Raw genomic sequence first — 26,497 nt, 5'->3', positions numbered from 1 at the left:
ATAGATATAAAAATGTATTAGCTGGAGTTTTTCGCTTTCCAATAAAAGACTTTAAGAAAGCATATATTGTAAAAAGCAATTTGATATAGTGAATAATGTATTCATTGTAGGGTTTTCACATAGGTGAACATTTATTGATTTAATAAGCTTCAGTTACAAAAAATAATATGTCTTATCTATGCTTGGTCTAATACACCATATTTAATAAAAATATGGTGTAATTAAAGCGTTTTGTTTCCACATAACTGCTAGGACTCCTAATAAATAGGTTTTCCTGTAGTTCAGAACAACTATTAATATGCAACCAAAGAATGTGGACCTAATTCATTAATTGATTTTGCACCAGTCAACGTCATCGCTACTCTCATCTCTTTTTCATAAAGGTCTAGTAAATGCTCAACGCCTTTTTGGCCATTCGTTGCTAAGGCGTATATATAGGAGCGCCCTAACATCGCGGAATCGGCACCTAAGGCCAACATTCTGACGACATCAAGCCCGTTTCGAATACCTGAGTCTACGAGAATTTTTATATCACCCTTCACTGCGTCGGCTATCTTAGGTAAAGCTCTAGCCGACGACAAAACGCCATCAAGTTGTCGACCACCATGATTGGATACAACAATCCCATCTGCGCCGAAGCGAACGGCATCTTTAGCGTCTTCTTCATCTAAAATACCCTTAATTATCATTGGACCATCCCAAAAATCTCTTATCCATTCAAGATCTTTCCAGCTAATCGATGGGTCAAAGTTGTTACCAAGCCAACCAATATAATCGACTAAAGACGTTTTTTCGTTGCGATATGCAGAGATATTTCCAAGATCGTGAGGTTTACCCATCAAGCCCACATCCACAGCCCAGCGAGGATGTGTCATGGCTTGTAATATTCGTTTTGACGCTGCGAATGGGCCACTCATGCCAGAGTGCATATCCCGGTATCGCGCACCTGGTACAGGCATATCTACTGTGAATACAAGGGTTTTCACGCCAGAAGCCTTTGCTCTTTCTAGCGCATTTTTCATAAAGCCTCGGTCTTTCAAAACATACAACTGAAACCACATTGCGCGGTCAATGTTAGGAGTAACTTCTTCTATTGGACATACTGACACTGTAGACATTGTAAAAGGGATCCCTTTATTTTCTGCAGCCTTAGCAGCTTGTACTTCCCCACGTCGTGCATACATGCCAGTTAAGCCTACAGGCGCCAAAATTAAAGGTAGGTCTAACTTCTCCCCAAATAGCTCCGCACTTAAATCTAGGTCAGACATATCTTTTAAAACACGCTGCCTTAAGGCTACATCAGATAAATCTTGTACATTTCTACTTAGAGTATGTTCTTTGTATGAGCCTCCATCAATATAATGAAATAGAAAAGGAGGTAGTTTAGCTTTAGCAGCTTTGCGGTAATCTGTAGAGGCTGAAATAATCATTTTACTTCCAATAGAACATATAGTTATTGTGTGTTGGATAAATATACGCCACTTAATATTGGCTGTATATTAGCAATAATAAAAAAGACTGTTTCTAATATCAAACCAATAATTACGCAATAATGTTATCCCAACTCCTGTTTCGCTTGCTCGTCTCTTATGTAACTTCCATACTTTAACACGCGTTGCGTACAGTCATTTCCAGATTATCCAGTCTATATAAAGCCTAAGCCTGAATATTATGATGCTCAGTAAAGATATGTAAATTAAATAGCTATAAAAGCTGGAAGGTATATTTTCAATAATTAAGTACAACCGTTTGAGGTCATTATGTCAGTTCAAGCTACTATTGCGATAAATCGATTTGGTTTGGGAGCAAAACCCTCTGAGTTCATAGCCGCTCATAAAGATCCTAAGCAATGGCTCATCAGTCAGTTGCAACTTAAACCTGCTATTCACTTTAACTCCGATGTAGCCCACTCTAATGAAATCATGCAGACGTTGGCTGAGCTACGGAAGCAAAAGAAATCAGATCAAAATAATCTCAAAAGCGACAAATCCTCTGAGGCACCGCAAACCAAAACACCTAAAGTAAGTTATCACCGACAAACTTACCTACAACTAAGTATTGATACGCTCAAGCATGCAATTAACTCAGAATATAGTCTAAATTGGCGACTGTTAGACTTCTTCTCTAACCATTTTAGTGTCAGTAGTGCCAGTACTGTGATGACCGCATTAGCGCCAACGCTAGAGCGCGAAGCCATTGCTCCTTGCTTATTGGGCCGATTTGATGATTTGCTTATCAGTGTTATACAACACCCTGCCATGTTAATTTATTTGAATAACGAGAAATCATTTGGGCCTAATTCAAAGATTGCGAAGAAAAATGGCCGAGGTTTAAACGAAAACTTAGCCCGTGAAATTTTAGAGCTGCATACATTAGGTGTCGACAGTGGTTACGACCAAAAAGATGTAATTGAATTAGCTAAAGGAATTACTGGTTGGAGCGTAGCTAACCCACTTAAAGATAAAGAGCAGGGCTTTAAATATCGTCGATCAGGGCATGAACCTGGCGTACGAACTCTATTAAATAAAACGTATTCACAAAAAGAGAGTGAGCAAGGCAAAAGTATGCTCCGCGATTTAGCTGTACACCCAGCAACAGCTAAGCATATTAGCTATAAACTAGCCCATCACTTTATTAGTGATAATCCTCCAGCAAGCCTTGTAAATAAAATGACTGATCGTTGGCTGGCTACAAATGGTGATCTCAAAGAAGTCATGACCACAATGATCAACGCTGATGAAGCATGGCATGTAGAGAAGCTAAAATTTAAAACCCCTCGCGAATTTTTAATTTCATCGCTGAGAGCGCTGGATTTAGAGACCAATAATCGACAATTATATTCATCGCTGGTAACACTTGGTCAGCAACCATTTAAAGCAGGATCTCCAGCAGGTTACAGTGATAGAGAAGAAGACTGGAATGGCGCCAATGCTTTAATGTCAAGAGTTAACTGGGCATCCACAATTGCAGCTAGAACTAAAAAAGTACAGATTGAAGACATCATCAAAAATAGTTTTTCAGAGTATATTAGCCAATTGAGCTATCAAACCATATCTAGAGCAGAAAGTCGTAAGCAAGCGCTGACATTGTTTTTAATGAGCCCAGAGTTTTTAAGGAGATAATGATGGAACGTCGAAACTTTATTAAAACGTTAGGCGCAAGTTTAGTGTTGTTTCAAACCCCTTTATTAGCAATGAGCTTGGAAGCGAATCAGTTAACTAGTACACAACCAGCAAAACTTGTGTGGGTTGTATTGCGAGGAGCTATGGACTCACTGGGCACTGTAGTTCCTACATTTGATACAAACCTGTTAAAACAACGGCCAAAACTCGCAAAGGGTATCAAAGAACAGCTATTACCACTGGATAATGGTTATGGTTTTCACCCAGCACTAGCGAACCTGCATCAGTGGTATAAAGATAAACAGCTTTTACCAATTGTTGCTGTTTCATCTGGCTATACAGAACGCTCTCATTTTGATGGCCAAGATTATTTGGAAAGTGGTTTAGCTAATATCGATCATAACTCTGGCTGGCTAGCAAGAGCTATATCTCAAAAGAATGTTAATGCCATTGCCCTTGCACGCTCAACCCCTATTAGCTTACGTAAAACACCACAAGCAAATACTTGGTATCCGAGTAGACTGAAAGATGCTGACAGTGATGTGTATCAAGCATTATCATCTATGTATGCTGATGATAAATTGTTACTTGATCGTTTAAATCAAGGTCTCGCCTTACAAGGGCTCACGCAACAAGAATCAAACAAAAGCAACGGTAAATTTGTTGATTTAAGTAAAACATGTGCCAAGTTAATGATTGACCCAAAAAGTAATGTTGACTGCGCCATGCTAGAGCTTGGCGGGTGGGACACTCATAGCAATCAAAACAACCGCTTAGCAAAGCAACTTGAAGAACTTGATAACGGCTTGCACGCTCTTAAACAAGGGCTTGGAACACAATGGCAAAACACGGTTATAATAGTAGCCACTGAGTTTGGTCGTACAGTTAAAGAAAATGGTACCTTAGGCACAGATCATGGTACAGCCAGTGCCATGTTTATCGCTGGTGAGAAAGTAAAAGGCGGACAAATTGCTGGCCAATGGCCCGGTCTTGCAGACGAACAACTTTTTGAAAAACGCGATTTAATGCCTACTTCAAATACGTTTTCGTGGATTGCTCGAACACTCAATGAACACTGGAAATTAACCCCTCAACAACTAGCACATGTATTCCCATCAGTCCCTATTGCAAGTGCCTCTGTGATCAAAGCTTAAGTCAACATTTTTGCGCCATGCAGTATGAGACCGACACTAAATTGACGGTCTCAAAACTTAGTGTACAAAAAATATCGAAACAGCTCACTTGTAGTTATCTTAGTATTTATTCCATTGATCGAAGCTCGTGATCAGTATCTATTAATACAATTAAGCTCTTCGAAAGTTATACGTAGCCTTTTAGTCATTGATAGCTCTATTTGGCGCAACCATACCCGAGGGTCATAATATTTTTTATTTGGTGAATCAGGATCATTCGGCGAGCCAATCTGAGTTTGCAAATAGTCACTGTTGTTTTCATAGTACTTATGTACACCTTGCCAGCATGCCCATTGAGTATCGGTATCTATATTCATTTTTATGACGCCGTAACTGATGGCTTCTTTAATTTCTGCTGCTGAAGACCCTGAGCCACCATGAAAAACAAAGTTTAAGCTATTATGTGCAAGTTCATACTTATCTTGAACATATGCCTGTGAGTTTTTAAGGATGAGAGGCGTTAGTTTAACATTTCCTGGCTTATATACCCCGTGCACATTACCAAACGACGCAGCAATCGTGAAGGCATCACTCACTTCAATTAGATGTTCATAAGCATAAGCAACATCTTCAGGTTGTGTATATAGTAGCGAGCTATCAATGCCAGAGTTATCAACGCCATCTTCTTCACCACCAGTGCAACCAAGCTCTATTTCAATACCCATATCCAGCTTAATCATTTTGGATAAGTACTCTTTACACGTTGCCGTATTTTCTTCCAGGCTCTCTTCTGATAAATCGAGCATATGTGAGCTAAACAACGGCTTTCCTGTGGCGTTATAATACAACTCGCCTTCATCTAATAAGCCATCAATCCACGGAAGGAGCTTTTTAGCAGCATGATCTGTATGCAAAATGACAGGAATCCCGTAAAACTTAGCGACACCATGTACATAATGCGCGGCAGCGATTGCTCCAGCAATAGATGCTTCATGCCCTGACAGTCCTACACCTTTACCGACGAAAAAAGCCGAACCACTGTATGAAAGCTGAATAATAATAGGAGAATTGCATTCTTTTGCTGATTCTAGTGCAGCATTAATTGAGTTAGTGCTAACAACATTGACCGCAGGATAAGCAAAGTTATTCTCTCTCGCATAATCGAATAAGACCTTCATTTGGCTTGCGTTAACAACACCAGGTGGTACAAGGTCACGTAAATCAGTCATTAAAACTCCTATTAGATAACTATAAACAATTAATTTTAAGTATTAAAAAAGCTACACGGAGCATTATCAATTTGATCTGAGTAGCTTATTAGATTTTCATGCTAAGAATTGGCTAGTTTAATATTTTGAAGCAGCCAGCTCTTGCTATATATGGTCTGCCGATTCTAGCGATTCACTTATTTTTGCTTTTTGTAAATATGCATAGGTTGCAGTTACAAAGTAAACAAGCGTAGGGAATAACAGCCACGTTCTTACAAGCTCAATATCTTGTGTAAGATAAGAAACCAAGCCTAAGCTAGCACACACAACTAGCGACAAATAAGACACCATAGACGCTGTACGAATAATAAAAGGTAAAGATTCTTTTTGTTGTGACCCTTTATTACTTTCAAAATCCTCCAAGTAGGCAGATTCAATCGCTTTACGTTGAGCTTCTGCTTTTTCTGCCACTTGCTGTTCTGGATATATTTTCTTAGCCCCCATTGCATAAGCTAATCCGCAATACAGCAACGTCGCAAAAATCCAAATCGGAATTAAGATGAAGAAAAGGTGTAAGGTACCAGATGTTTCAAGTAAGTAACTCACCGCTAAAGAACTTAACCACGTGATAATGGCAGCGTAATTTGTAGTATTACCCTTGTATTTTGACCAATAACGAGTGAAACCAATACGTGGGAAAAGCCAGTGTTCAGCTACAATAACCGCACCTACAGGCGCCATCATTAGGCCCATGATCCCAACAAAGCCTAACAATTGAGAAAATACAAACGGGAAACACGCAATAATTGTAGTAACAATACCAACAACAACCGTTACCTTGGTACGGCCCCACTTATGGTTAACCGAACTAAATGCTAAACCGGCACGGTATATTGTTGGATTTGATGTCGTCCAACCGGCAATAATAACAGCAATAATCCCGCAAGTTCCCAGTGCCTGATACGCAACTGAACCTGGGTCAAGCGCCACAATAGTGGTATTTAGCAAAATAGCTGCACCGGCACCCATAATACCTGCACAAACCCACGCTAAATAGTGACCAATAAACATACCTAATGCCGAAAAGTAGCCATAGCGAGAGTAACGAGCAAAACGCAGTAGCGTCATATCTCCCATCCCACCATGCATTGCTAAATTTGCAACCCAAGCAAAAGCGGCTACATGCCAAAAACCTATCCCACTATCTGTATCAACCCAAATTGATTCACTAGCTATATGTAAAAAATCACTAAAGCTGCTTATAGAGTTAACACCTTGTGTTGCAGTAACTATTGTTGGCAGTAACACAAATGCCCCCACTACAAACATTAATATCATCCACGGTGCACAAATTTCAGCAAATGCCGCTAGTTTTTTAAACCCCTTAACAGCCATAAACACAACAACAGCACCAACACCTAAAGCAACTAATACAAATCTAAAGTCAGTTGGGTACCAGTCAACCTGAGGAGGTATATCAAAAAGAACTCTAACCGCTGATGCTGATACGGTAATCATTGCACCAGCAAGCACACAAAATAATATGCCATTTATTACGCTGTATAATTTTATAGTGCCCGGTCCTGCTATTTTTTCAAGGTAGGCGTAAAGAGTTAATCGCGTATCTGTGGCTATTGGCGCTGTTACTAAACCCCAAGTTAAGACTGCTAATAGATTACCAAGTAACAGACCTAATAAAATATCACTGGCCCCTACTCCCCATGATACAAATAACGCACCTATTACAAATTCAGTTCCAGCTACGTGCTCACCAGCATAACTGCCTGCAAACGTATTGGCTGATTGTAATTTATTGGGGGAAACGGGTTGTGTTTCAAATTCTTCTGCTGTCGACATGCTGCCTCCATTGCGCCAATTTTTGTTCTTATTATGACAAATGAATCGACGTTTTTTATTCTTATGTGTGTATGTGTGTATTAACCAATAATCATGCAGAGGCGATTAAATACCTCTGCATGTTTATTTTTTCCGATTAAAGTACCGCTTTAAACGATACCTGAACCGTTTCCGCCGCTTGATGGACGCTTAACAGCGACTGCTGAACGATAGTTAGCTTTACGATATGTAGCAATTGGGTCAATTGCGCCACCCTTACGTAAACGAGCCATCGCTAAGATAGGGCTAACATCTGTATTAAATGCATTTTTTAGTGTATTGCTAGCCATCAATGCATCATTATCTTGCTGGTATTGCGATAACTTTTCACGATCAACTAACAAAGCTGATACAAAAGAGCGCTGAACACTTGCTGCAGAGTTCATTAGACTTTCAATCGGATCGGTTACGTTATGTGATTGATCTAACATGTAGTTAGGGTTAAAACCTTCTTGATTACGGTATTGCGCATCAACTAGCTCATTAAAAATTAAGAACTGCTGATAAGGGTGTAAGCTACCACTATCAAGGTCATCATCACCATATTTACTATCATTGAAATGGAAACCGCCCAGTTTTTTAAATTGAATTAGGCGAGATACAATCATTTCAATATTCACGTTTGGTGCATGGTGCCCTAAATCAACTAGTGACTTAGCTTGAGGACCAAGCTCCATAGCCGCAAGGATATTACTGCCCCAGTCTTGAATTATGGTTGAGTAAAATGCAGGTTCGAACATTTTGTGCTCAATATGTAGTTCCCAATCACTCGGAAGACCCGCATAAATTGTTTTCATACTTTCTAAATAACGCTCAAAAGCACTTTGGAAATGTTGTTGACCTGGATGGTTAGAGCCATCGCCAACCCAAACTGTTAATGTTTTAGAACCCAGCGCTTTACCCCATTCAATACAATCAAGGTTGTGTGCAATTGCAAGGTCGCGTGATTCAGCACTTGTATTACTTAAAGAACCGTATTTAAAGCTATGCTCTTGACCAGGCTGGTCTTGGAACGTATTTGAGTTGATTGAATCCCAGCTTAAGCCTAACTCGTCTGAAAATTGCTTTAACTCTGTAAAATCATCCACTTTATCCCAAGGAAAATGAGGCGAGACACGCTCTGTACACTGAGATAAATCATTAATAACCGCGCTGTCTTCTAATTTTTCCCAGATATTACGAGGTTCGCCTTCACCAGGAAAACGCGCAAATCGAGTACCACCGGTACCAGTACCCCATGATGGCACTGCAATTTGGAAAGCTTGTGCTTTCTCTGTTATCTCTTCAATGTTTATATCATTGCGAGCAAGCTTGTTACCTAATGCTTGGTAATCTTCGTTTAAATCACTCAATAACTGAGCGTTTTCATCAGCTATTAACGCTTTATCAATACGTTGTGTCATAATTTTTCCTAATACTTATCTTGTGTATTTTATCAGTCTATAAATGAACGCTTTTAAAAAGCACTCTAAAAAGTGCAACCCTAGCGTAAGAAAGCTTCGTGAAGACCGCCATCAACGCTAATAATTTGACCCGTTGTTTTACTTAATTGGCCAGAAACTAAAAGATAAGCAGCTTCAGCTTGATCTTCTGGCGTAATAGGTTGTTTAGTGAGCGTTCTTTGCGCATAAAAATTAGCCAGCTTGTCACGCAAAACATCATCAGAATCTTGCTCAGTGAACTCAACGCTATATTTAGTTAAGGATGCTATTACACGGTCGCGTGGGAACATAGTACTACCCTTAACTACCGTCGCAGGGGCTAACCCATTCACGTTAACGAGTGGAGATAATTCAACTGCTAACTCACGAACTAAATGGTTTGCTGCCGCTTTTGATGTGTCATATGCAATTGAGCCTTTTTTAGACACTGCCGCATTAACACTTGTAGTTAATACCAATGCACCTTTTAAACCTTGAGCTTTCCAAATTTCATTCGCCTCAGTGCCTACTATGTAACCACCCTTAACGTTAACAGCAAAACTTACATCAAATTGTTGATCGTTATTCATACCAGCCTGACCAGGCGCTAAAAACACACCAGCTGTTACTATTACTTTATCGATACCGCCATAAGCCAATGTGACGTTTTTAAGCATCTCTTGAACGCTTTCTCGTTTCGTTATATCAACACCTTGAGCAATAGCTGGGCCACAACTTGAGATACCCGAACCAGCAACACCAATACCTTGGCCATAAATAGCTGTTAATTCATCCGCTGTTTTTTGTGCGGCCTCAACGCGTAGGTCAGCACAAACAACATGAGCCCCCTCTTTAGCAACTCTGAATGCTGTCTCTTTACCAATACCGTCACCAGCGCCAACTACTACTACAATATCACGCGCAAGCGGTGCTTCTTTTGGCATGCGTTGTAATTTAGCCTCTTCCAGTGCCCAATACTCAATATCGAACGCTTCCTGTTGCGGAAGTGCTGTGTACTCACTGATAGCTTCAGCGCCGCGCATAACTTCAATTGCACAATTATAAAACTCTGTAGTAACACGCGACTCAGATTTATTTTTACCCCAGCCAATAATACCTACACCCGGTATTAAAATAACTGTCGGGCTAGGATCGCGCATTGCAGGCGAATCATCTCGCTTACAGTTGTTGTAGTACTCAGTATAATCAACGCGATATTGCTCAATACCTGCATTTAACTTCTCTACTAATGTATCAAAATCATCTGTTTGCGGGTTAAAATCAACATATAAGGGTTGAATTTTTGTGCGTAAAAAGTGATCTGGGCACGAAGTACCTAATTTTGCCAAACGAGGTGCATCTACGCTATTAACAAAACGGAGCGCTGTTTCGTCTGTTTGAACCGTTGCAATAAATTTAACTTTATTAGAAAGCAAGCCACGGGCAACAGGTAAAAATTTAGCTAGTAGCTCAGTACGAGCCTCATGCGAAAGACTTTCTACTTTAGCCCCTCCAAAAGTTTGTTCACCTTTGTCATGCTCTTCTATATAACGAGCAGCAGTTTCAATAACCCATAAAGATGTTTCGTAACAACTCTTACTCTCACTATCCCAGTTGGTATGGCCATGTTGGCCTAATAGGATACCCACACTATCTGGTTTTTCGGCGTACGCTTCTTCACACACTTTAGCGGCTTCCCAACCAGGACGCATCCAAGGTACGTAAGCCATTTTCCCACCCCAAATAACCTCAGTTAGTTCCTTTTGATCTTTACAAGATGCAACGGCAATAACCGCATTAGGGTGTAGGTGATCAACGTGTTTTTCGTTAATCATTGAGTGTAAGGGTGTATCAATTGAAGAAGCACGTGGGTTTAAACAGAAATTACAATGCTTATACATACCAATCATGGCATCTTCGCCCGCAGACTTGTAACCTTTATCGTCGCGTGCTTGGTATGTATCGTCCAGCGCTTGAAGCTTACCTTGATACAACGAAGAGAAGTTTTCTTTTTTAGATGTTCTTAAATCACCACCCGACCCTTTAACCCAAAGCACTTCTACCTGCTCACCTGTTAGAGGATCAGTTTCAATTAGTTTTGCAGAAGTGTTACCGCCACCCGTATTTGTAATACGCTGATCTGCGCCCAAAATGTTTGAACGATAAACCAAGTTTTCAATCGGTGACAATTCATCTGCAACAGAGTCATCCCAGCTATAATTTACATGTTTATATTCGTCTAGTTTGCGTGGCATCTTCTGTTTACTCCAGCTGTTAATTATTTTTTAATAACTTTTAAATACATTGCGCGTAATACTACAGCCACAACAAACACAGTCAAGCATTTTAAATCATTTTCAATCACATAATTATCAATAAGAGTCAGAACCCACCTTGGTTTTTTGAATAAAACTTTGTTTTTATGGAGGGATAAAACATCATTTATTTTTGTAAGAGATCAGTGCCACTTAAGTCGAGAAAACACGGCACGTTGAGAAGTGTTTGATTTATAGTGAAATATGGCACTTAAATTGAGATTTATTAACTTAATTACACTCTAAAAATAATTATGTTTTTATTAGGTAAATTTCTTTAACAGCGGGAAGTTACTTAAAAGCGTCTATTAAAGTAAGTGCTTTGAAGTGATAATTTGGCTATCTATTATACGAAACCTAATCAGGTTTACTTCGAGGTAGAGTTTATTTAAGCCGACGCTTTCCAGAGTATCTACATCGCATCTTTATTTTTCATTACATAAAGAACTTGTATTAATGGCCATTTATTGCCGTGGATTTCTGCACCCAATAATTATCGGCGGTCTGCTCTGTGCCATAAGCTGCCGTTCAATCATTTGTATTTAAACGGCAGCAAGTATATAAAGCTGCCGCTGAAAAGGAACGCTTAGACATTCCAGTCATCTTTTTTTCAATTATTTAGATCTTTTCTTAACAGTTTAGCAATGTGCCACATATCCTGATCACCGTAATATTTTAACGAATTTCCCGTATGAACTATTACTATTTGCATGTCTGGTATGATGTAGATATTTTGACCAAGATTACCTGTTGCAAAAAACTGCTTTGTGCCATCGCAATTAGCATGACCCCACCAATGAAAACTGTAATATGTTCTTTCACAATTATTTTTATTGAACCAGTCTGGATAAATGTCCGGCGAAGAGTTATAAATTTCAGAAAGGCTTTGCTTTACCCACGACGCTGATACTAACTGCTTTCCCTGCCACTCGCCGTTATTAAGATACAACATACCAAACCTCGCGTAATCAATAGCTCTAGCTATCAATCGGCTGGGCACGTATTCAAAACCAGACTCCCTGCTGTCTAGTGAGAAAAATGCATCGTATTCCATAATTTGTTGCCATAATTTTTCTTCAAGGTAATTGGATACGGTTTTACCCGTAGCATTTTCAATAATCATTCCCAGAAAACTTGTATTGTAATTGTTGTATTCGAAACGCTCTCCGGGATCATTTTCAACTTCGATATCATTGAGCAGCCTATCTCGCATATTATTGTGATAATACCCAATAGCCTCGTCGTGCCAAGGTGAATGAATATTGGTAAAAGGTATATGATGAGTCGTATATTTCAATCCAGATCTCATCTCCAATAAATGACGAATAGTGATGCTATTAAACCTAATGTCTCGTTCAGCTAAAGTCGGTATGTATTTTACAATTGAGTCATCAACACTTTCGATAACGCCGTCATCAATCGCTACCCCTATTAAAAACGATATAAATGACTTAGCCATTGATTGAGAGTGAAAAAAGGATTTCCTTGAAAAACCATTAAAATATTTCTCGTAGAGAATTTCGTCGTTACGAATAACGATAAGAGACGTAGTTTGAGACTTCAAAGCCCAGTCGTCGAAAGAATCAAAACCAGATACTTCTAGTCGTCTGTCAAATAGCGACTCAATATATTGCTCTCGGGATTTCGATTGAAATTTTGACGGTGAATTACTCTCTTCAATCGAACGCTTAGGAAAGAATTGATAATCGTTAATATCTGCAACATTCATTGTTACTAAGCGAAAAACATACGTTGGTGAATATTGTATGGAGAGCAGTATTGCAAATGCGCAGACAAAAGCAAAAAAGAATATCGTTAACGACATTACTAATTTTTTCATAAACATTCCCTGTTACTCTCTTTTTGTCTCATCAAAATAATACGCGATTACCAATATTTGTAAACTATTTGGTCGCCAACCCAATAAACGAAAAAGTAAATTTAGTCCAAGCGAGTATCCGCGTATTGTCTGAAGCCGCGGTGGCGAAGGTCCGTAATACGCTCTAAGCCGCCTCCCATATAAATAGTAGATATGGAAATGCGTTCCACATTGTGGAAACAGGGTTATCAATACATAATTCTGGCTAAATACACCAGAAATATGTATTCATTGATGAATCCTCCGATTAATACACCATAAATATGTAATTTAAAGCTATGAACTTTACATAATTATGGTACTAAAACTAAAAACACCATTATTTTGTACTCTATATTCATACAAGACTTAGTTCAAAGGCTTAACAACCATATTGAGATAACATAATTATGGTGTTTTTCATGAAATGACTAATATTAGCTACTAACAAATGGTGTTCAATAATCTTAGATAACATAATAGTGGTATAAAAACACCATTATTATGTTATTTATAAAAACAAAAAAATGACAAGCCATTTAAATATAAGCACTTTAATAAACAATTAATTTTATTGATTACATAAAGCTGGTAAAAAATACCAGTTTTATGTAAAACAATCGATTCGAATACACAAAACTGGTGTTGTTGACCAGTATTGTGTATTTTAAGTTTATTGATTACAGCTTTCTGGTGTGCAAGTGGAAAAAAAACTAAACCCAAACCCAATTTCTCGTTCAAATTTACCTAAACATATAAAACAAGGGCATAAACTTGTATTCAGCCGCAAGGACTTGTCGCAAAGAGAAGCGGATTTATTTGCACTGATGATGGCTCAGATGAAAGATTCCGATTGGGAAAAAAGCACACCACAGTATACATATACAGCAAGCCAGCTATCAGAATGGCTGAATATCAGCTCTAAGCATGTTGGCAGTATTTTATCTCCTGCTGCTGAACGACTGGCAAGCTACAAAATAGGTATAAAAGTAGAGGGGACCTCTGGCGACTTTGAATTTGATTACAAACCTCTATTTAAAAATATTAAGTATAAACGAGGCGTGTTAACAATGGTGCCTAACGACATGCTTGAAAGTGAATATATTGAATATAAACAAGGGTTTGCATTAATAACAACAAGAACATATTTAGATATAAAACAAGAATACGCAAAAAGATTGTACGAAATTTTAAGCCGATTTAAAAAAGACGGTTATGAAATGCATTACATTGCAATTGATGAGCTGAAAGGGCTCTTTGGTTTACTCGATGAAAGTGGGCGGCTGAAAAAAAATAAAAGTTCCTTTAAAAACAACGGCGTATTCATGAAACGGTGCGTTAGAGATAGCATAGAAATCTTACGTGGACACCCTATTGCTCGTAAAGAATTTTTATTTCTAGAAAGCGAAAATAACGATATTGGTTATGAATTAAAAACACAAGGTAAGAAAATTTCTGAAATAAAATTTCTTATTAGATGGCTAAATAAAGGTACTACTGAAGAATTAAATACTCATGATGCGCTAAATACAGTGAAAGAACTAATTTCTAAGCAATTAATTCAAAAGGAAAAGCTATCTCCTGCAGAACTAACGCAGCTAATGTTTGCTTATCGTTACCTTGGGCAAGATGATGAGGCGGATAAAGTTGAAAAAGCTCTAAATAGAAGCATGGCTCTAAATAAAAATACAGTAAATGAAAAAGAGAAGCAGCTAAGGGATGAAGTTAATTCTTTAATAGAGTTAACAAAGGATATCGACTACTAAGCACACCATAAACGTGTAATCACAACACCAGTAATGTGATCAATAACACCATTTTTGTGATCACTAATACCATCAATATGATCATCAATACCATTAAAGTGATCTTAAACACCATTAAACTGATCTAAAATAACTTAAAAACCATTATTTTTCAATTAGATAAGGAGTCTATATATTAATAGTCTCTATATTCTTTAATAGAAATAATATAATTTATAGTGTCTGTGTATAAGTGCATAACGTTGAAATACATAGCAATTAGAAAAGAAACTAAATATTCCATTTGATGTTTACAAACTAATTAATATGCAGCATTATATGTCAACTTTATAAAATGCTGCATATTTCAAGGTAAGCTGATGGATGACAGAATACTAAAAATAGCCACTAGGGCGAAACTAACCCTGGAGGCATTGTCAGAGAAAATTACTAATTCTCAGATAGAATTTAATGCTGAAAAGTATGAACCTACATACTCAAAGTCTGCAGTCGCAAATTTACCAGAGCTAGCTAAGGCAAAAGTTGATAAGGCTGTAGCTGAGATGGAGCAAAAAGGATATCAGTTCCAAAAAAAGCAGGCCGGTTTAAATAATGTTTATAGTATGGGCCATAAAGATATTACTGCGATTTATGAACACAGAGGTGTTCCTAAATACCGTGATAAATTTAAAGAAGCCCATACAATTTTTCTTACAAACCTTAAAGGAGGCGTTGCAAAAACGGTCTCCAGCGTGACTCTCGCTCACGGCTTGAGGTGCACCCCTGCCCTACTTCACCATGATTTAAGAATATTAGTGCTCGACCTAGATCCACAGGCCAGTGCAACAATGTTTATGAAACACGACCTTTCTATTGGCGTTGTAGATGAAACTGTTGCCCAAGCAATGCTACAAAATGTAAGCCGTGAAGAGTTATTGGAAGAATTTGTTAAACCAACTAACGTATCTGGCGTAGATATTATACCTGCCTCTATTGAGGACGCATTTATAGCCTCTCAATTCGAAAAGTTAGCAAATGAGCATTTACCTGGGCAAAATATATATGATGTTCTGCAAGAGAATATAATTAACAAACTAAAGCACGATTATGATTTTATTTTTATTGATTCAGGGCCTCACTTGGATGCATTTTTATTAAACTCATTTGTTGCAGCCGATACATTTTTAATACCAGTCCCCCCTGCTCAGGTTGATTTTCACTCGACATTGAAATTTATGCAAAGACTCCCTGAGCTTTTCGATATGACCGAAACGGCAGGCAGCGAAATTAAGCTTAGTTCAATATTCGGATATATGGCTAAGATTGCGAGGAAATCTGATCACGCTGATGCTCAAAGCCTGCTTCGTGAGGTTTGCGGTGCAGATATGCTAGATACGTCTTTGCCGTTATCAACAGCATTTGAACGTTGTGGTGAGAGTTTTGGTACTGTTTTTTCAACTAATCCAAAATTTTATCCAGGTGATAGAGATGCGTTGAAAAAAGCGCGTTTAAAGGCAGAAGAATTTACACGTTCAGTATTTGACACAATTACGTTTAATAGAAAAAACAAAGGCTAGACCACTATGAACACAAGAAAAAGAGCCGTGATCGGGCGTAAGGTTACAACTACTAATCTAGATGAGCTTATTACAAAAAATAGTGGAAATAATATAGTTGAACGTTCACCTATTTCGGAGCGAGACATCGAATGGGAACGCGTCGAAATTGAAAGCCAGGATGTTTTAAATAAATGTACAAAGTCGATTTATAATAAGCGATCTTTTAAAGATTTGTCTTTAGCATCTGTGCTCGATATTTATCATTCGATAAAATCTACAGGTGGTAATACCGAAGCCGTTAGAGCTGAAATTGTTGATGGAAAGTATGAAATCCTAGGCGGTCTGCGTCGTGCTTACACTGTTTCTCTTTTACCAGATACAAAATTAACCCTAATTGTTGCCAAAAATTTAACGGAAGAAGAACGCGCTCATTTCGCCTTAGTAATGGATGAATACTCAGAGCCTAGCTATATGGATAAAGCTCGGTCCATTAGTGAGTTAAAGGATAAACTGGAAAAAAGAAATGGTATGGAGCTAACAGGGACAAAACTTTGCGAAATTTTGGGCATGAAAAAAAGCAACGTGTACTACGCGTTAAGCTTTTCAAATATACCTAACGACATTATAAAACTGTTCCCTGCCCTAAAGTTTATATCTACTCCATTTCTACGAGAATTAGTAAAATACAATAAGGACGGTTATTTAGATCATTTAGCTTCGCATTTTAAAGCAATCGAAACATCATCCCTCACGGGTAAAGAGTCCAAAGAAGAATTATTAGAGATAGACGAATTTTTAGAAAAGGAATCTAAAAAGTTACAACGCGATATTTTAAATAAAATTAAAAATGATAAAACTGAAGGTGAAACTGTTTATAACGGTAAATTTAAAGAGCTTATAAAAAGCAACGTAAGTGGTGTAAAATTTACGACGACAAAAAATGGTGTAAATATTTCTATAGATGAGTCCAAAGTGAGTCCCGATATTTTAGAAATGCTTTTAACCAGCTTTAAATCTTAGTTTTACCAATATAACCTTTATTTAAAATGCCTTTTCCACATTGTGGAAAAGGCATTTTAATTACAAACAAACTACTTATTATCAATAATTTTTTAAACGCATACCTATCACAACCTTCCTACTCATAATTTTAATTACTCTTAGTTTATAGTTGTAGAGATATATTTAATTTACACTAGTTTTCAAACCTGATTAGACTTCCCACAATACGCTAGATACCTATAGATTTAAGCTGTAAAAAATTACCGAGTATGGGTATCAAGTTGTAGAGATCGCTGAATGATTTAGTATTTGCACTAAAACTCTATATTGTTGGCGAAGCCAATTATCAGATAACCTAAACTCTTTCTATCATCCAATGAAAAACTGTGTATCACCATGATTAGTTTTCTATCACAACGACGTGCCATATTTTTGAGCCATCGTAATAGTTTTTATGCGTGGTTAAAAATGCCTTTAAGCGATAGAACGCTTGTTGAAATTTTATGTAGCCAGTGGCCACCCGTATAGTAGCCCTTGGATACATGTAGACATGCGTGAAGCCAGTGAGTAATGCACCGTAAAATAGTGTTGCTAAAATCATGCGACAACATAAGCTTAAAGCGCAAATTGGGTATAAGTTTCGCCAGATTAAAGGCGTTGAAGCATTACGGATTGAAGATAAATTATTAGTGCGTCAATTTAACCCGCCTGCGCCAAACCAATCATGGCTGATCGACATTACCTAAGCACTTACGAAAGTTTTTATATGTGGTAACCGTCATGAATTTATTCTCTCGGCGGATTGTAAGTTAGTCACTGAATATAATATGGATAACTATTTTTATAAATGTACTCTTAATGACTGTATATCAACATTAACCTAAAGCTGAGGTATTGGTGCGTGATCGTGGTAGTTAATGTGGTAACACTATTTAGCTTGCATTAATGAAGAGGTATAAATTTGTGCTACCGGTTAGCCGAGTGGGAAATTGCCATAATAATGCGGTTGCTGAAAGTTTTTACAAAGCTTAAAAAGTGAATAGTTAAGCTTAAGATATACTCGATACGAGAAGATGCGAAAGCTGGGATCTTTAATTTTACACAATCCAAAAGAACGCTATTCACACCTAATAAGTATACTTAAAAGTGGTTTAGGATATCTGTTTATGGGCTATGGATAATAAACGAAATCATTTGATGACCACCCCTTTTATATTGATCACAGTAAGTGCTCTATAACTCGCTAACGACACTTAGAGTATACACATTCTGCTGGGGAGTTTTTCTTTCGAAGAATCTTAAATAAGTATCAATATTTTTAAACAGGACGGAGGATTTTTATACCAATTTACAGCAAACGTAGGTTTATATTGGGTAGATACAAATATGAAGCTTTAAAATGGAGAGCCTTGTTTTAACCTAGTTCAGCATACACCAGAAACATTAGAAACTTCTCTAAATACGTTTTATAAACAGGTAAATTAGAAATTGCTGTTGCAATGAAATTAAAGGATGCCCAAATAGTGTATGTACTATAAAAGTATTCATTTATTAAAACTTTGCCCATTCATAGTTAGTCAGCAACACGTTATTGATAAGTACTTTCACCTGATGAGATCTGACTACTGTTTAATTTAGTTCTTATTGGTTGAATCGACATGCCCGTATATTCACACTAAACCATGATACTTTTGTTATTTATAATAACGGAGGCATCATGGTTCTGGATATTTTTTTTCTGGTAACTATAAATGAAGCCGTACTTTACTCAACTTTCCGGCAAAGTGATGTGATCATATTTAAAATATCTATTACTTCTTTAATATGATTTAACTAAGCTTCTAATATCAGAAGTTTTCATTTTTCTTCGGATTATTTAGCACATTTAGATTGTTCTGATAATTAGATATCCATGTTGAACAGTACATAATTGTAAATTAGTACTTGTTTACCTTTGCACATTAAACAACTTTAATAAAAATCAACAAGATGAACTATTCGAAGTTCTGTAAACTATAGGAAGTCTGAGTCAAATAAACAAATTTATTAATATATGTATAAGACATAAAATTTGATGGAGTTAGTTTCCACAATGTGGAAACTATTTATTTGAGTGCTTCTAATACTTCATCGTTGAACTTACAAAGCTGCCTAAATAATAAATAGTCCTTAGATAACTGAAAGAGTTTGTTTATTTAACTGACTATTCATCAACACTTAAGCGCCTCTATTTGGGTCTAGGAGCTTCCCTTAGGTATTATACTACTAGACCTTGCATCATTGCCTTTAATGCGTTCTAAGCGTTCAGGGGGGCTTGTAGTAGTATTTTATTATAAGAGAGATACTTCGCTTTTAGCAATGTGCAACCAGATGGTTTTACATATGATATATGTATTATAGAAGATTAATATGAATACGTTTTTTAGAAAAATAAATTAAGCAATTTATCTGACTCAGATAGTAAATTACATTATATTAAAAATCTTTATTAGTGTGAGCTAATAAAGTTAGTGGGTTAGGGCGTTATCGAGATATTTTTCATTTTACGAGTATACCTACAGATAAGGTATTTGCAGAGCGCTTTCTCTAGGTAAAGTTTGTCATTATATACACTTGTTAATTTTCTCATTATTAATAGAGTTGTTTGAAAATAGTGTTTGATTATAACTTGCTTGCTCTTAAGGATAATATTAAGGTTAATATGGTTAAGTAATAGGTATAAGGTTAAAGGGCAAGTTATATCGATAACTTATTGAATATAAAAAAGTTTGTTTATATTTTCAGATCAACAAACCTCTATGTATGGATCATGTTTACACTATGTTTTAGATCCGGTTTCCTCTATGTATTCTTTAAAACTATATAGTTACTCACAAGTTATAAACACACTTACCCCCAAATATGTGTTTTAGATCAGATTTCCATTATGTTTGTATTCGATGTTATCCCCATAAGCCAACTTCTTTTGACCTAAAAACATGATGTAGATCTGATCTCCATTATGCTGAGATCATTATTTAACTAGGTAAAATAACGCTTACCCACAAGAATTTTTTAATTTACCCGTTATCAATGTTTTTATTGAGTTTTTCCATAATCATATAAATTTATTACGAAGGTAGGCTTTCATCAACTATTTATAGCTATTTCATTACCGTAGATAGTCAATACAGCATTATGGAGTGAAGTTATTTTGCTTAAATAAATTAGCCTCAGATCACTTTACCTCTATGTAATTTGTTATCAGCCAAATTATCACAGATCAATTTTCCTCTATGCTTAAATTTAGGTCTAGTTAGCAAAAATCATCGATTTATATTTAAACGGTTAAGATAGGTGTAAATTTGAGGGTTACAAAATCAGCTTAGATCACTTTTCCTCTATGTTAGGTGTTCGATGATAATTAATCCAGATCGATTTTCCTCTATGTTTGATACTCCCATAGAAGTAGTTGTAGCGCATTATGGATATTATTTTATTAGCTTAAGTTTCCTAATATTATTTTTTAAAAGAGTTACAGATCAATATTCCTCTATGTATAAAACTGATTGCGAAAGAGGGAAGGTTAAGCAAGTTAATTCTGAACGCTTGGTATAGGGATGTGCTTGAGTAAAGAGGTTCAGATTTCCTCTATGTTCTTTAATTACATATGAAGTAGATGTCTTAAATTAAACACATCATTGTTTATTGTGTAAAAACCAGTAACAGAAGAAGCTTCAAGTTTCTATTATGCAGTATAGATCAGTTTTCCTCTATGTTAGTGCTATAGATGCTTGCTGAATTTAAAAAGTAAACCTCTGAAACTAGGAATTAAAAAGTAGCTTACAAATATAAAAACATATATTGATAACTTATAAACTCATTTTGTTAAATTGTATTTAGATTTTTATTACACTCAGATCAATTTTCCTCTATGTTTCATAGTTGCCGTAATCTATGGGTTATGAGAACCTAGGGGATAAATATAATAATAAGCAGGGTTTTGCTTAATGGCCACAAAGTACATTTCGTTGAGTAATCTTCCTGATACTATTAAAAACGAAATTAAGACAATTCAAAATGCAAATCAAGTCGAGCAATTGTCACTTTTCATTGATAATCAAAGTACGTTGTCGGGCTTTGAAAACTCTATTTCAAACACTTTTAATGCGTATGACTTGTGGTCTCGTTTTATACGTAATCAGCGTAAACTGGTAAAAATTAGTGAAGCGCCTAATCGCGTTGTTGTATCACGAAGTATTTCTGATAAGTTAGAAGGGGTTACGTATGAAGGCAAACTGGAAATAGCCCCTGCGCTGATTGTGGGAAAAGACGAAGATTATTTTGCTTGGCCCTCTGATAGAGAAGAAAAAGTGGAAAGGGCACTTATTCGTTTAGCTAGCCAAGGTAAAATAGCAAAAATCTCCGGAAAAATGGGCGATAGATATGCGGTATACTTTTCTATTAAAGAAATAGCTAACGAGCTCAAGTCTGTTAATCAAACCTTATCTTTTGCAGAAATAAAGCAAGCACTTCAAATACTCAAGGGCAGTGAACTCAACTTTAAATACCAAGTGACCAATCAAGCGGGAGAGCAGCATTATAGTGAGTCTAAAATGAACTATTTAAGCTCTATTCATTTTAGTGGTCAGCAAGGGAAATCAACGGTTAAATGTCTTGCTGTTTTAAATGAGTTTATGTCGCAGCAGATAGAGTCTATTGGTTATAGAGGATTTTATTTTAATCGTGCTCAATCGTTTAAAAGAACTTTATCCAGATGGCTAACCTTGAGGCTTTATCATATGTTTCGCTATGCAAGTGTTGGCAAAACGCATCACTTTTTACTAAAAAAAACCATGATAAAGTTTGGCTCCATCGACAATGAAGATATAAATAAATCACGACTTACAGCTATTCGTCGAGATATGGCTAATACGATGAAGGACCTGATTGAGGCCGATATTTTAGATAGCTATGAAATCGATAATATAAAGGATGATGAAGGTAATATTGTTGACTATAAATACGAGCTTTGCCCCTCAGATTCATTCTGTGCTGAAATCTTATCCTTGAATAAGCACAATAAAAAAATAACGGAAAAAGCCAAGATACTAGATGAGCAAGAGCTCCAAGCAAATTTTACTGAGTCTTAAAAGTAAGCTTTTTTATCGTGATACTCACTCACAGTAAACTGTGGCGGTTATTTTATACCCGTTAATAACTGTAAATCTTTCAGTAAGTACTAATTTAGCGGCATTAAGAAGTGTATTACATATGGTAGTGAGTTACATAGAGCCACACTGCAGTATGGCTCTATAATAGATTTATCCGATTAGAAATATCTTAAAAGCGGTAACTCGCACCTAAATAGACAGTACGGCCATTAACCGTTGTGTTGTATAAACGATTATTAGAGTCTGAATATTGCTCTTCTCGTTCATTAGTTAAATTACTGGCTTCTATAGTGAGCTTTAGCTTTTCATTTACTTGATAAAAAGCGGATGCATCTATGTATGTGCTGGCATGAAAACCGTTTTCGTCTTCATCGCCGTTACCCGCTTGTACCGCTGCAATATAGTCACTTCTATAAGCGGCTGCAACACGTGCGCCCCATGAGTCAGAATCGTAATATACTGTAAAGTTACCAGAGTGTTCTGAAAGCCCTGGGAACGATTTATATTGATCAACACCTGAGTTACCCACATTACGGTACAGCGCTTCACCATCAGCAAATGTATAATTCGCAATAATACCTAGGTTATTAAAAGGAGCAGGTAAAAAGTCGAGATCTCGTTGAAAAGCCAGTTCCCAGCCACTAATATCACTTTCATCTAAGTTTTGTGGCTGAATAACGGTAAAAACAGTATTTGCTGTTTGTGGGTTGCCGTTTTCGTCTACGTCGCCTAGTAAACTAACAGGGTAGCCAGTCTGGCTGTATGGAATATCATATGTTTCGGTAATAATGAAATTATCGATAGATTTATGAAAGTAACTTACGGCTGCATACCCTATATTTTCAAAGTAATATTCAACTGAAAAGTCGAAATTAACTGACTCGTATGGTTTAAGGTTTGGGTTTCCTGAACTGATACTTAGGCCATTGGTTGATGTGGCATCATTTTGTACTACACCTGTTGGTACTAATGCAGCGAGTGAAGGGCGGGTGAGGTTTTCGCCATAACTTGCACGTAGCACTAAACTGTTATTACTATCCCACACTAAATTTATAGCGGGTAGTAACCCTGAATAGGTATTTTCAACGTCAACAACTTCTCCATTTATTAACCCTATGGCATTGGTAGTCGTATCGTAATGACGCACGCCCGCATTACCCATTAAGTAACCTGAGCCTAGTTCCCATTCAGCTTCGTACTGCAAATAAGCGCCAAAGGTTTTTTCTTGTACGTTATCGGTAAAATCAGGGTTATCTAAATTAGGGTCGATATTCATACTCGCTAGAGTGCCTAGTACATCAACACTTACCCATTGTTGTTTATTGTGCGCGGTATTGGTAAATGTAAGGCTTGAATCTACCGTGTCATCCAGTACGCCATCTTCCCAATCACTGCGATTAATATTATTAGATTTACTTTCACCGTTTTCACTTTCAAACTTTTTATTAGATACACCAAACTTTATATTTGAAGCATTGTTTAGTGTGTAATTAAAATCTAATTTTACAGAGTCGAATGTATTAGTTATTTCCTCTTCTGATAAATCAATTTCGTGATAACGAAATAAACTACTGTCTGTAGGCTCAAACCCGTATGTGTTCTCCCCATAATAAGCATCTTGGCGGTAATCAATTGTTTCATCGCCAAATGTTTCTAGATAAACTTTAACACTCCCGGTATTAAATTTGGTTTCTGAGCGCCCCACGAGAGCGGTCATATTTAAATCGTTTGTAATTTGCCAGTCACTTTTTAATACAAATTGGCTTATTTTAGTGTCTGCATATTGGCTGCGGCTTTCTGAGTGTATTGCGGCATCTTCGTATACTGAGTAAATAGCGTCGTTATTTTCATTTATTTCAAGTGCTGTGAGCTTTGAGCATACCTGTTCGTTGTTATAAGCAGGCCCTGTACAGCCAAGAGCTGTTGAGCTTGAGCCTCGGTTTTGCAAGTGGAATTCACTGCGATCATTATTCAGTTCACCATATAAAGCATCAAAACTAAATTCAAGGTTATTATTTGGGCGATATTGCAGAGCAAGGGTCGTCCCTAAACGTTCCTGTTCATTTTCAAATAATGAATAGCGGCTACCACGTGAAAAGCTCACTTCTCCGTTGTTAATTTTATCTTGTAATTCATCTGATAGTTCAGATATATCGGAACCTGATGCATTTTTTTTGCGCCAGCGATAAGTATTGTAACCTTGCTCATTTACATCACGTTTGCTGTATGCAATTGAAAATAATGCACCAAATTTATCATCCCATGTATTTGAGATAAGTGCTGCAACTCGTGGGCTAACATCATCGGTTTGTGAGTTATCACCAAGTTGACCTGATAGAGCAGTATTAAAGCCATCAAAATCAAATGGTTTAGCTGTATGAAGCCCAACAGTGCCGCCTATACCGCCTTCATCCATTTCGGCAGAAAATGATTTTTTCACATCAACGCGTTGAAATAACTCAGACGCAAATATATTAAAATCAAAAGCGCGAGAGCGACTTACTGAACCTCGGCTATCCATTGCTGAAGACGATGTACCTAACGCTTCCATACCGTTCAGTTGTACTTGTGTAAAGTTAGGACCCAAGCCTCGTAACGAAATTTGTCGGCCTTCACCACCTTCACGTGTAATAGCAATGCCGGGAACACGTTGTAATGAGTCTGCTAGATTTAGATCGGGAAAATCTGCAATATCTTCAGCCACAATAGAATCTTGTGCGCCCACAGCATTTCGTTTTAAATCTTTTGCTTTTAACAAACTGTTGCGATAACCCTGTACAACGATTTCTTCTACTTCTGTTTGTGCAGATTGTTCTGCATACACATAATTAGACGCGCCTAACGAACTCATTATAGCCGTTGCTAAAAGCGTACGAGATGGTTTGTTCAACATAATGCTTCCTTGGTTTTTAATTTAAAGTTGATTATTAATAAAAGGGTTTGTGCGCACTAAATGACCTTCGTCAAATTGCACCACATAGTTAAAGCGCGCCTGCTGTGGCGAGCCGGGTATAAAATCTGTTGAAATAATTTGTGCGCCGCTATTCTTTGCAGCGTTAAACTGTTTTATTTTGTTTGAGTTTTTAGCGTCTAACACTGCATCTGCGCGCGTGCGTACCATGTAGCCTGAAGCTATTAATTTTTGAATTTTTTCGAAATGCTTTATGGGGTTATTCACTATCATAAAAGCAGCTTCTGGTTGGTCTGCTTCATAGTGTGCAAACATACTGGCTCCTCTCAGCGAAGGACGGTTTTTTTTATACAAGGAGGTTTGTGATTTCTTCCCATCAAACAAAAAGATAAATTTTTGCCTAAGCAGATCTACATTTGGCCAGCCAAATTGGGTCACTGTTTCATTTAACGATAGGGTGCTTTTACGTAAATTATCGGGTGTAAATAACGAGTCTGATAAGGTTTGCTTTATTACGGCATCAAGAGAATGGTAATCACTGGCTTTAAATTTTAATGTAGGGGGTTGAGGGTCTATAGATGTACCCGTTTCCTTAACATTAATCATGACAACGATAGGATAATGGAGCGGATTTGCCTGTGACCATGTTTTGAGATTGTTTAAACAGTCACTAAATAATAAGCAGTGACTTTGTACGTCAACACCAGGTATATGCATGACTTTAAAACCAGGAATTGATAGCTGCTCTATTTCATGTTCACTAAACAATGCTTCACTTGAGAAATGCTCAGCCCACGGCCTGAGGTATAAACCACCATTTGGATCTTTTAACACATCGATTTCTAAATGCCTGATACCACTATTGAGCTGTTCAACAATATTAATATGGCCATAATCAATTTGTGCAGCAAGCTTGGGGTTAAGCTTGCTTAACTCTTTTTTAACTCCAAGGTTAAGTACTTTTTTATAACTATTATGTGAGCCAATAACTTGGAATTGATTCAAAGGGGTTGCTAAAGCACCTGTTAGCCACGTTATAGCAGCAATAAAAATAATAAAACGCATAGCGCATCTCAATTGTGAGTTTGCTACCTAAGAGCGCTCATTTTTAAATTAGGGGACACAAAAGTTTTGATTTAATAAAAGCTTCATAATTAAAGTCGTGTTTTTAAAA

Annotated in this window: 15 protein-coding genes; 7 read left to right on the top strand and 8 right to left on the bottom strand. The window is 37.1% G+C overall.

What is annotated here, in order from left to right; translation table 11 throughout:
- Positions 1–293 precede the first annotated feature (293 nt).
- Positions 294–1,430, bottom strand: a complete 1,137-nt coding sequence (gene lldD, locus ACFI34_RS14890; RefSeq protein ID WP_462674063.1) for an FMN-dependent L-lactate dehydrogenase LldD — start codon at positions 1,428–1,430, stop codon at positions 294–296.
- 330 nt (positions 1,431–1,760) lie between these two features.
- On the opposite strand from lldD, the gene ACFI34_RS14885 reads away from it, so the two are divergent.
- Both ACFI34_RS14885 and ACFI34_RS14880 read left to right on the top strand, forming a co-directional pair.
- Entirely contained in the window at positions 1,761–3,122 is a 1,362-nt protein-coding gene (locus ACFI34_RS14885; protein WP_462674062.1) for a DUF1800 domain-containing protein, read from the top strand.
- Positions 3,122–4,276: a DUF1501 domain-containing protein gene (locus tag ACFI34_RS14880; protein ID WP_462674061.1), complete on the top strand. Its 1,155-nt coding sequence runs from the start codon at positions 3,122–3,124 to the stop codon at positions 4,274–4,276. The genes ACFI34_RS14885 and ACFI34_RS14880 overlap by 1 nt, the downstream gene beginning before the upstream one ends.
- A gap of 131 nt (positions 4,277–4,407) precedes the next feature.
- Here ACFI34_RS14880 and fbaA read toward each other — a convergent pair whose 3' ends face one another.
- From fbaA to ACFI34_RS14855, 5 genes are all read right to left on the bottom strand, one after another.
- On the bottom strand, positions 4,408–5,484 hold the full coding sequence (fbaA, locus tag ACFI34_RS14875; protein WP_462674060.1) for a class II fructose-bisphosphate aldolase: 1,077 nt from the start codon (positions 5,482–5,484) through the stop codon (positions 4,408–4,410).
- Positions 5,485–5,628: 144 nt separating this feature from the next.
- Entirely contained in the window at positions 5,629–7,320 is a 1,692-nt protein-coding gene (locus ACFI34_RS14870; protein WP_462674059.1) for a purine-cytosine permease family protein, read from the bottom strand.
- 149 nt (positions 7,321–7,469) lie between these two features.
- Positions 7,470–8,762: an L-rhamnose catabolism isomerase gene (gene rhaI / locus ACFI34_RS14865; RefSeq protein WP_462674058.1), complete on the bottom strand. Its 1,293-nt coding sequence runs from the start codon at positions 8,760–8,762 to the stop codon at positions 7,470–7,472.
- A gap of 80 nt (positions 8,763–8,842) precedes the next feature.
- Positions 8,843–11,035 carry a bifunctional rhamnulose-1-phosphate aldolase/short-chain dehydrogenase gene (locus ACFI34_RS14860; RefSeq protein ID WP_462674057.1) on the bottom strand — a complete coding sequence of 731 codons (2,193 nt, stop codon included), beginning with the start codon at positions 11,033–11,035 and terminating at the stop codon, positions 8,843–8,845.
- A 670-nt stretch (positions 11,036–11,705) separates the two neighbouring features.
- The gene (locus ACFI34_RS14855; protein WP_462674056.1) at positions 11,706–12,935 is read right to left on the bottom strand and encodes a serine hydrolase domain-containing protein; all 1,230 of its coding nucleotides are present in this window, start codon (positions 12,933–12,935) and stop codon (positions 11,706–11,708) included.
- 719 nt (positions 12,936–13,654) lie between these two features.
- Here ACFI34_RS14855 and ACFI34_RS14850 point away from each other — a divergent pair.
- The 5 genes from ACFI34_RS14850 (at position 13,655) to ACFI34_RS14830 (ending at position 22,391) form a co-directional block, all read left to right on the top strand.
- Positions 13,655–14,719, top strand: coding sequence for a replication initiation protein (locus tag ACFI34_RS14850; RefSeq protein WP_273606471.1), 1,065 nt, complete (start codon positions 13,655–13,657; stop codon positions 14,717–14,719).
- A 359-nt stretch (positions 14,720–15,078) separates the two neighbouring features.
- Positions 15,079–16,275, top strand: coding sequence for an AAA family ATPase (locus ACFI34_RS14845; protein ID WP_377110322.1), 1,197 nt, complete (start codon positions 15,079–15,081; stop codon positions 16,273–16,275).
- Between the two features lie 6 nt (positions 16,276–16,281).
- Complete coding sequence (locus ACFI34_RS14840) at positions 16,282–17,277, top strand: hypothetical protein (RefSeq protein WP_410899948.1); 996 nt, start codon at positions 16,282–16,284, stop codon at positions 17,275–17,277.
- Positions 17,278–17,858: 581 nt separating this feature from the next.
- A complete protein-coding gene (locus ACFI34_RS14835; RefSeq protein WP_462674055.1) occupies positions 17,859–18,005 on the top strand; it encodes a hypothetical protein in 147 nt (48 codons plus the stop codon).
- A gap of 3,243 nt (positions 18,006–21,248) precedes the next feature.
- Positions 21,249–22,391 (top strand): replication protein A, encoded by a 1,143-nt coding sequence (locus ACFI34_RS14830; protein WP_462674054.1) that lies wholly within the window; start codon positions 21,249–21,251, stop codon positions 22,389–22,391.
- A 190-nt stretch (positions 22,392–22,581) separates the two neighbouring features.
- Here the strand turns inward: ACFI34_RS14830 and ACFI34_RS14825 are convergent, their stop codons facing one another.
- Both ACFI34_RS14825 and ACFI34_RS14820 read right to left on the bottom strand, forming a co-directional pair.
- A complete protein-coding gene (locus tag ACFI34_RS14825; RefSeq protein WP_462674053.1) occupies positions 22,582–25,305 on the bottom strand; it encodes a TonB-dependent receptor in 2,724 nt (907 codons plus the stop codon).
- 21 nt (positions 25,306–25,326) lie between these two features.
- A complete protein-coding gene (locus ACFI34_RS14820; protein ID WP_462674052.1) occupies positions 25,327–26,388 on the bottom strand; it encodes a Ca2+-dependent phosphoinositide-specific phospholipase C in 1,062 nt (353 codons plus the stop codon).
- Between the last annotated feature and the right edge of the window lie 109 nt (positions 26,389–26,497).

Source organism: Pseudoalteromonas sp. PSi26 (assembly GCF_054960575.1).
Note: the sequence above shows the minus strand (reverse complement) of the source record. Positions and strands in the feature narration are given on the sequence as shown.

What these genes read in the sequence shown, in the direction of transcription:
- lldD (WP_462674063.1), bottom strand. Translation starts at nt 1,430, where the DNA reads ATGATTATTTCAGCCTCTACAGATTACCGCAAAGCTGCTAAAGCTAAA.
- ACFI34_RS14885 (WP_462674062.1), top strand. Translation starts at nt 1,761, where the DNA reads ATGTCAGTTCAAGCTACTATTGCGATAAATCGATTTGGTTTGGGAGCA.
- ACFI34_RS14880 (WP_462674061.1), top strand. Translation starts at nt 3,122, where the DNA reads ATGATGGAACGTCGAAACTTTATTAAAACGTTAGGCGCAAGTTTAGTG.
- fbaA (WP_462674060.1), bottom strand. Translation starts at nt 5,484, where the DNA reads ATGACTGATTTACGTGACCTTGTACCACCTGGTGTTGTTAACGCAAGC.
- ACFI34_RS14870 (WP_462674059.1), bottom strand. Translation starts at nt 7,320, where the DNA reads ATGTCGACAGCAGAAGAATTTGAAACACAACCCGTTTCCCCCAATAAA.
- rhaI (WP_462674058.1), bottom strand. Translation starts at nt 8,762, where the DNA reads ATGACACAACGTATTGATAAAGCGTTAATAGCTGATGAAAACGCTCAG.
- ACFI34_RS14860 (WP_462674057.1), bottom strand. Translation starts at nt 11,035, where the DNA reads ATGCCACGCAAACTAGACGAATATAAACATGTAAATTATAGCTGGGAT.
- ACFI34_RS14855 (WP_462674056.1), bottom strand. Translation starts at nt 12,935, where the DNA reads ATGAAAAAATTAGTAATGTCGTTAACGATATTCTTTTTTGCTTTTGTC.
- ACFI34_RS14845 (WP_377110322.1), top strand. Translation starts at nt 15,079, where the DNA reads ATGGATGACAGAATACTAAAAATAGCCACTAGGGCGAAACTAACCCTG.
- ACFI34_RS14840 (WP_410899948.1), top strand. Translation starts at nt 16,282, where the DNA reads ATGAACACAAGAAAAAGAGCCGTGATCGGGCGTAAGGTTACAACTACT.
- ACFI34_RS14835 (WP_462674055.1), top strand. Translation starts at nt 17,859, where the DNA reads ATGCGACAACATAAGCTTAAAGCGCAAATTGGGTATAAGTTTCGCCAG.
- ACFI34_RS14830 (WP_462674054.1), top strand. Translation starts at nt 21,249, where the DNA reads ATGGCCACAAAGTACATTTCGTTGAGTAATCTTCCTGATACTATTAAA.
- ACFI34_RS14825 (WP_462674053.1), bottom strand. Translation starts at nt 25,305, where the DNA reads ATGTTGAACAAACCATCTCGTACGCTTTTAGCAACGGCTATAATGAGT.
- ACFI34_RS14820 (WP_462674052.1), bottom strand. Translation starts at nt 26,388, where the DNA reads ATGCGTTTTATTATTTTTATTGCTGCTATAACGTGGCTAACAGGTGCT.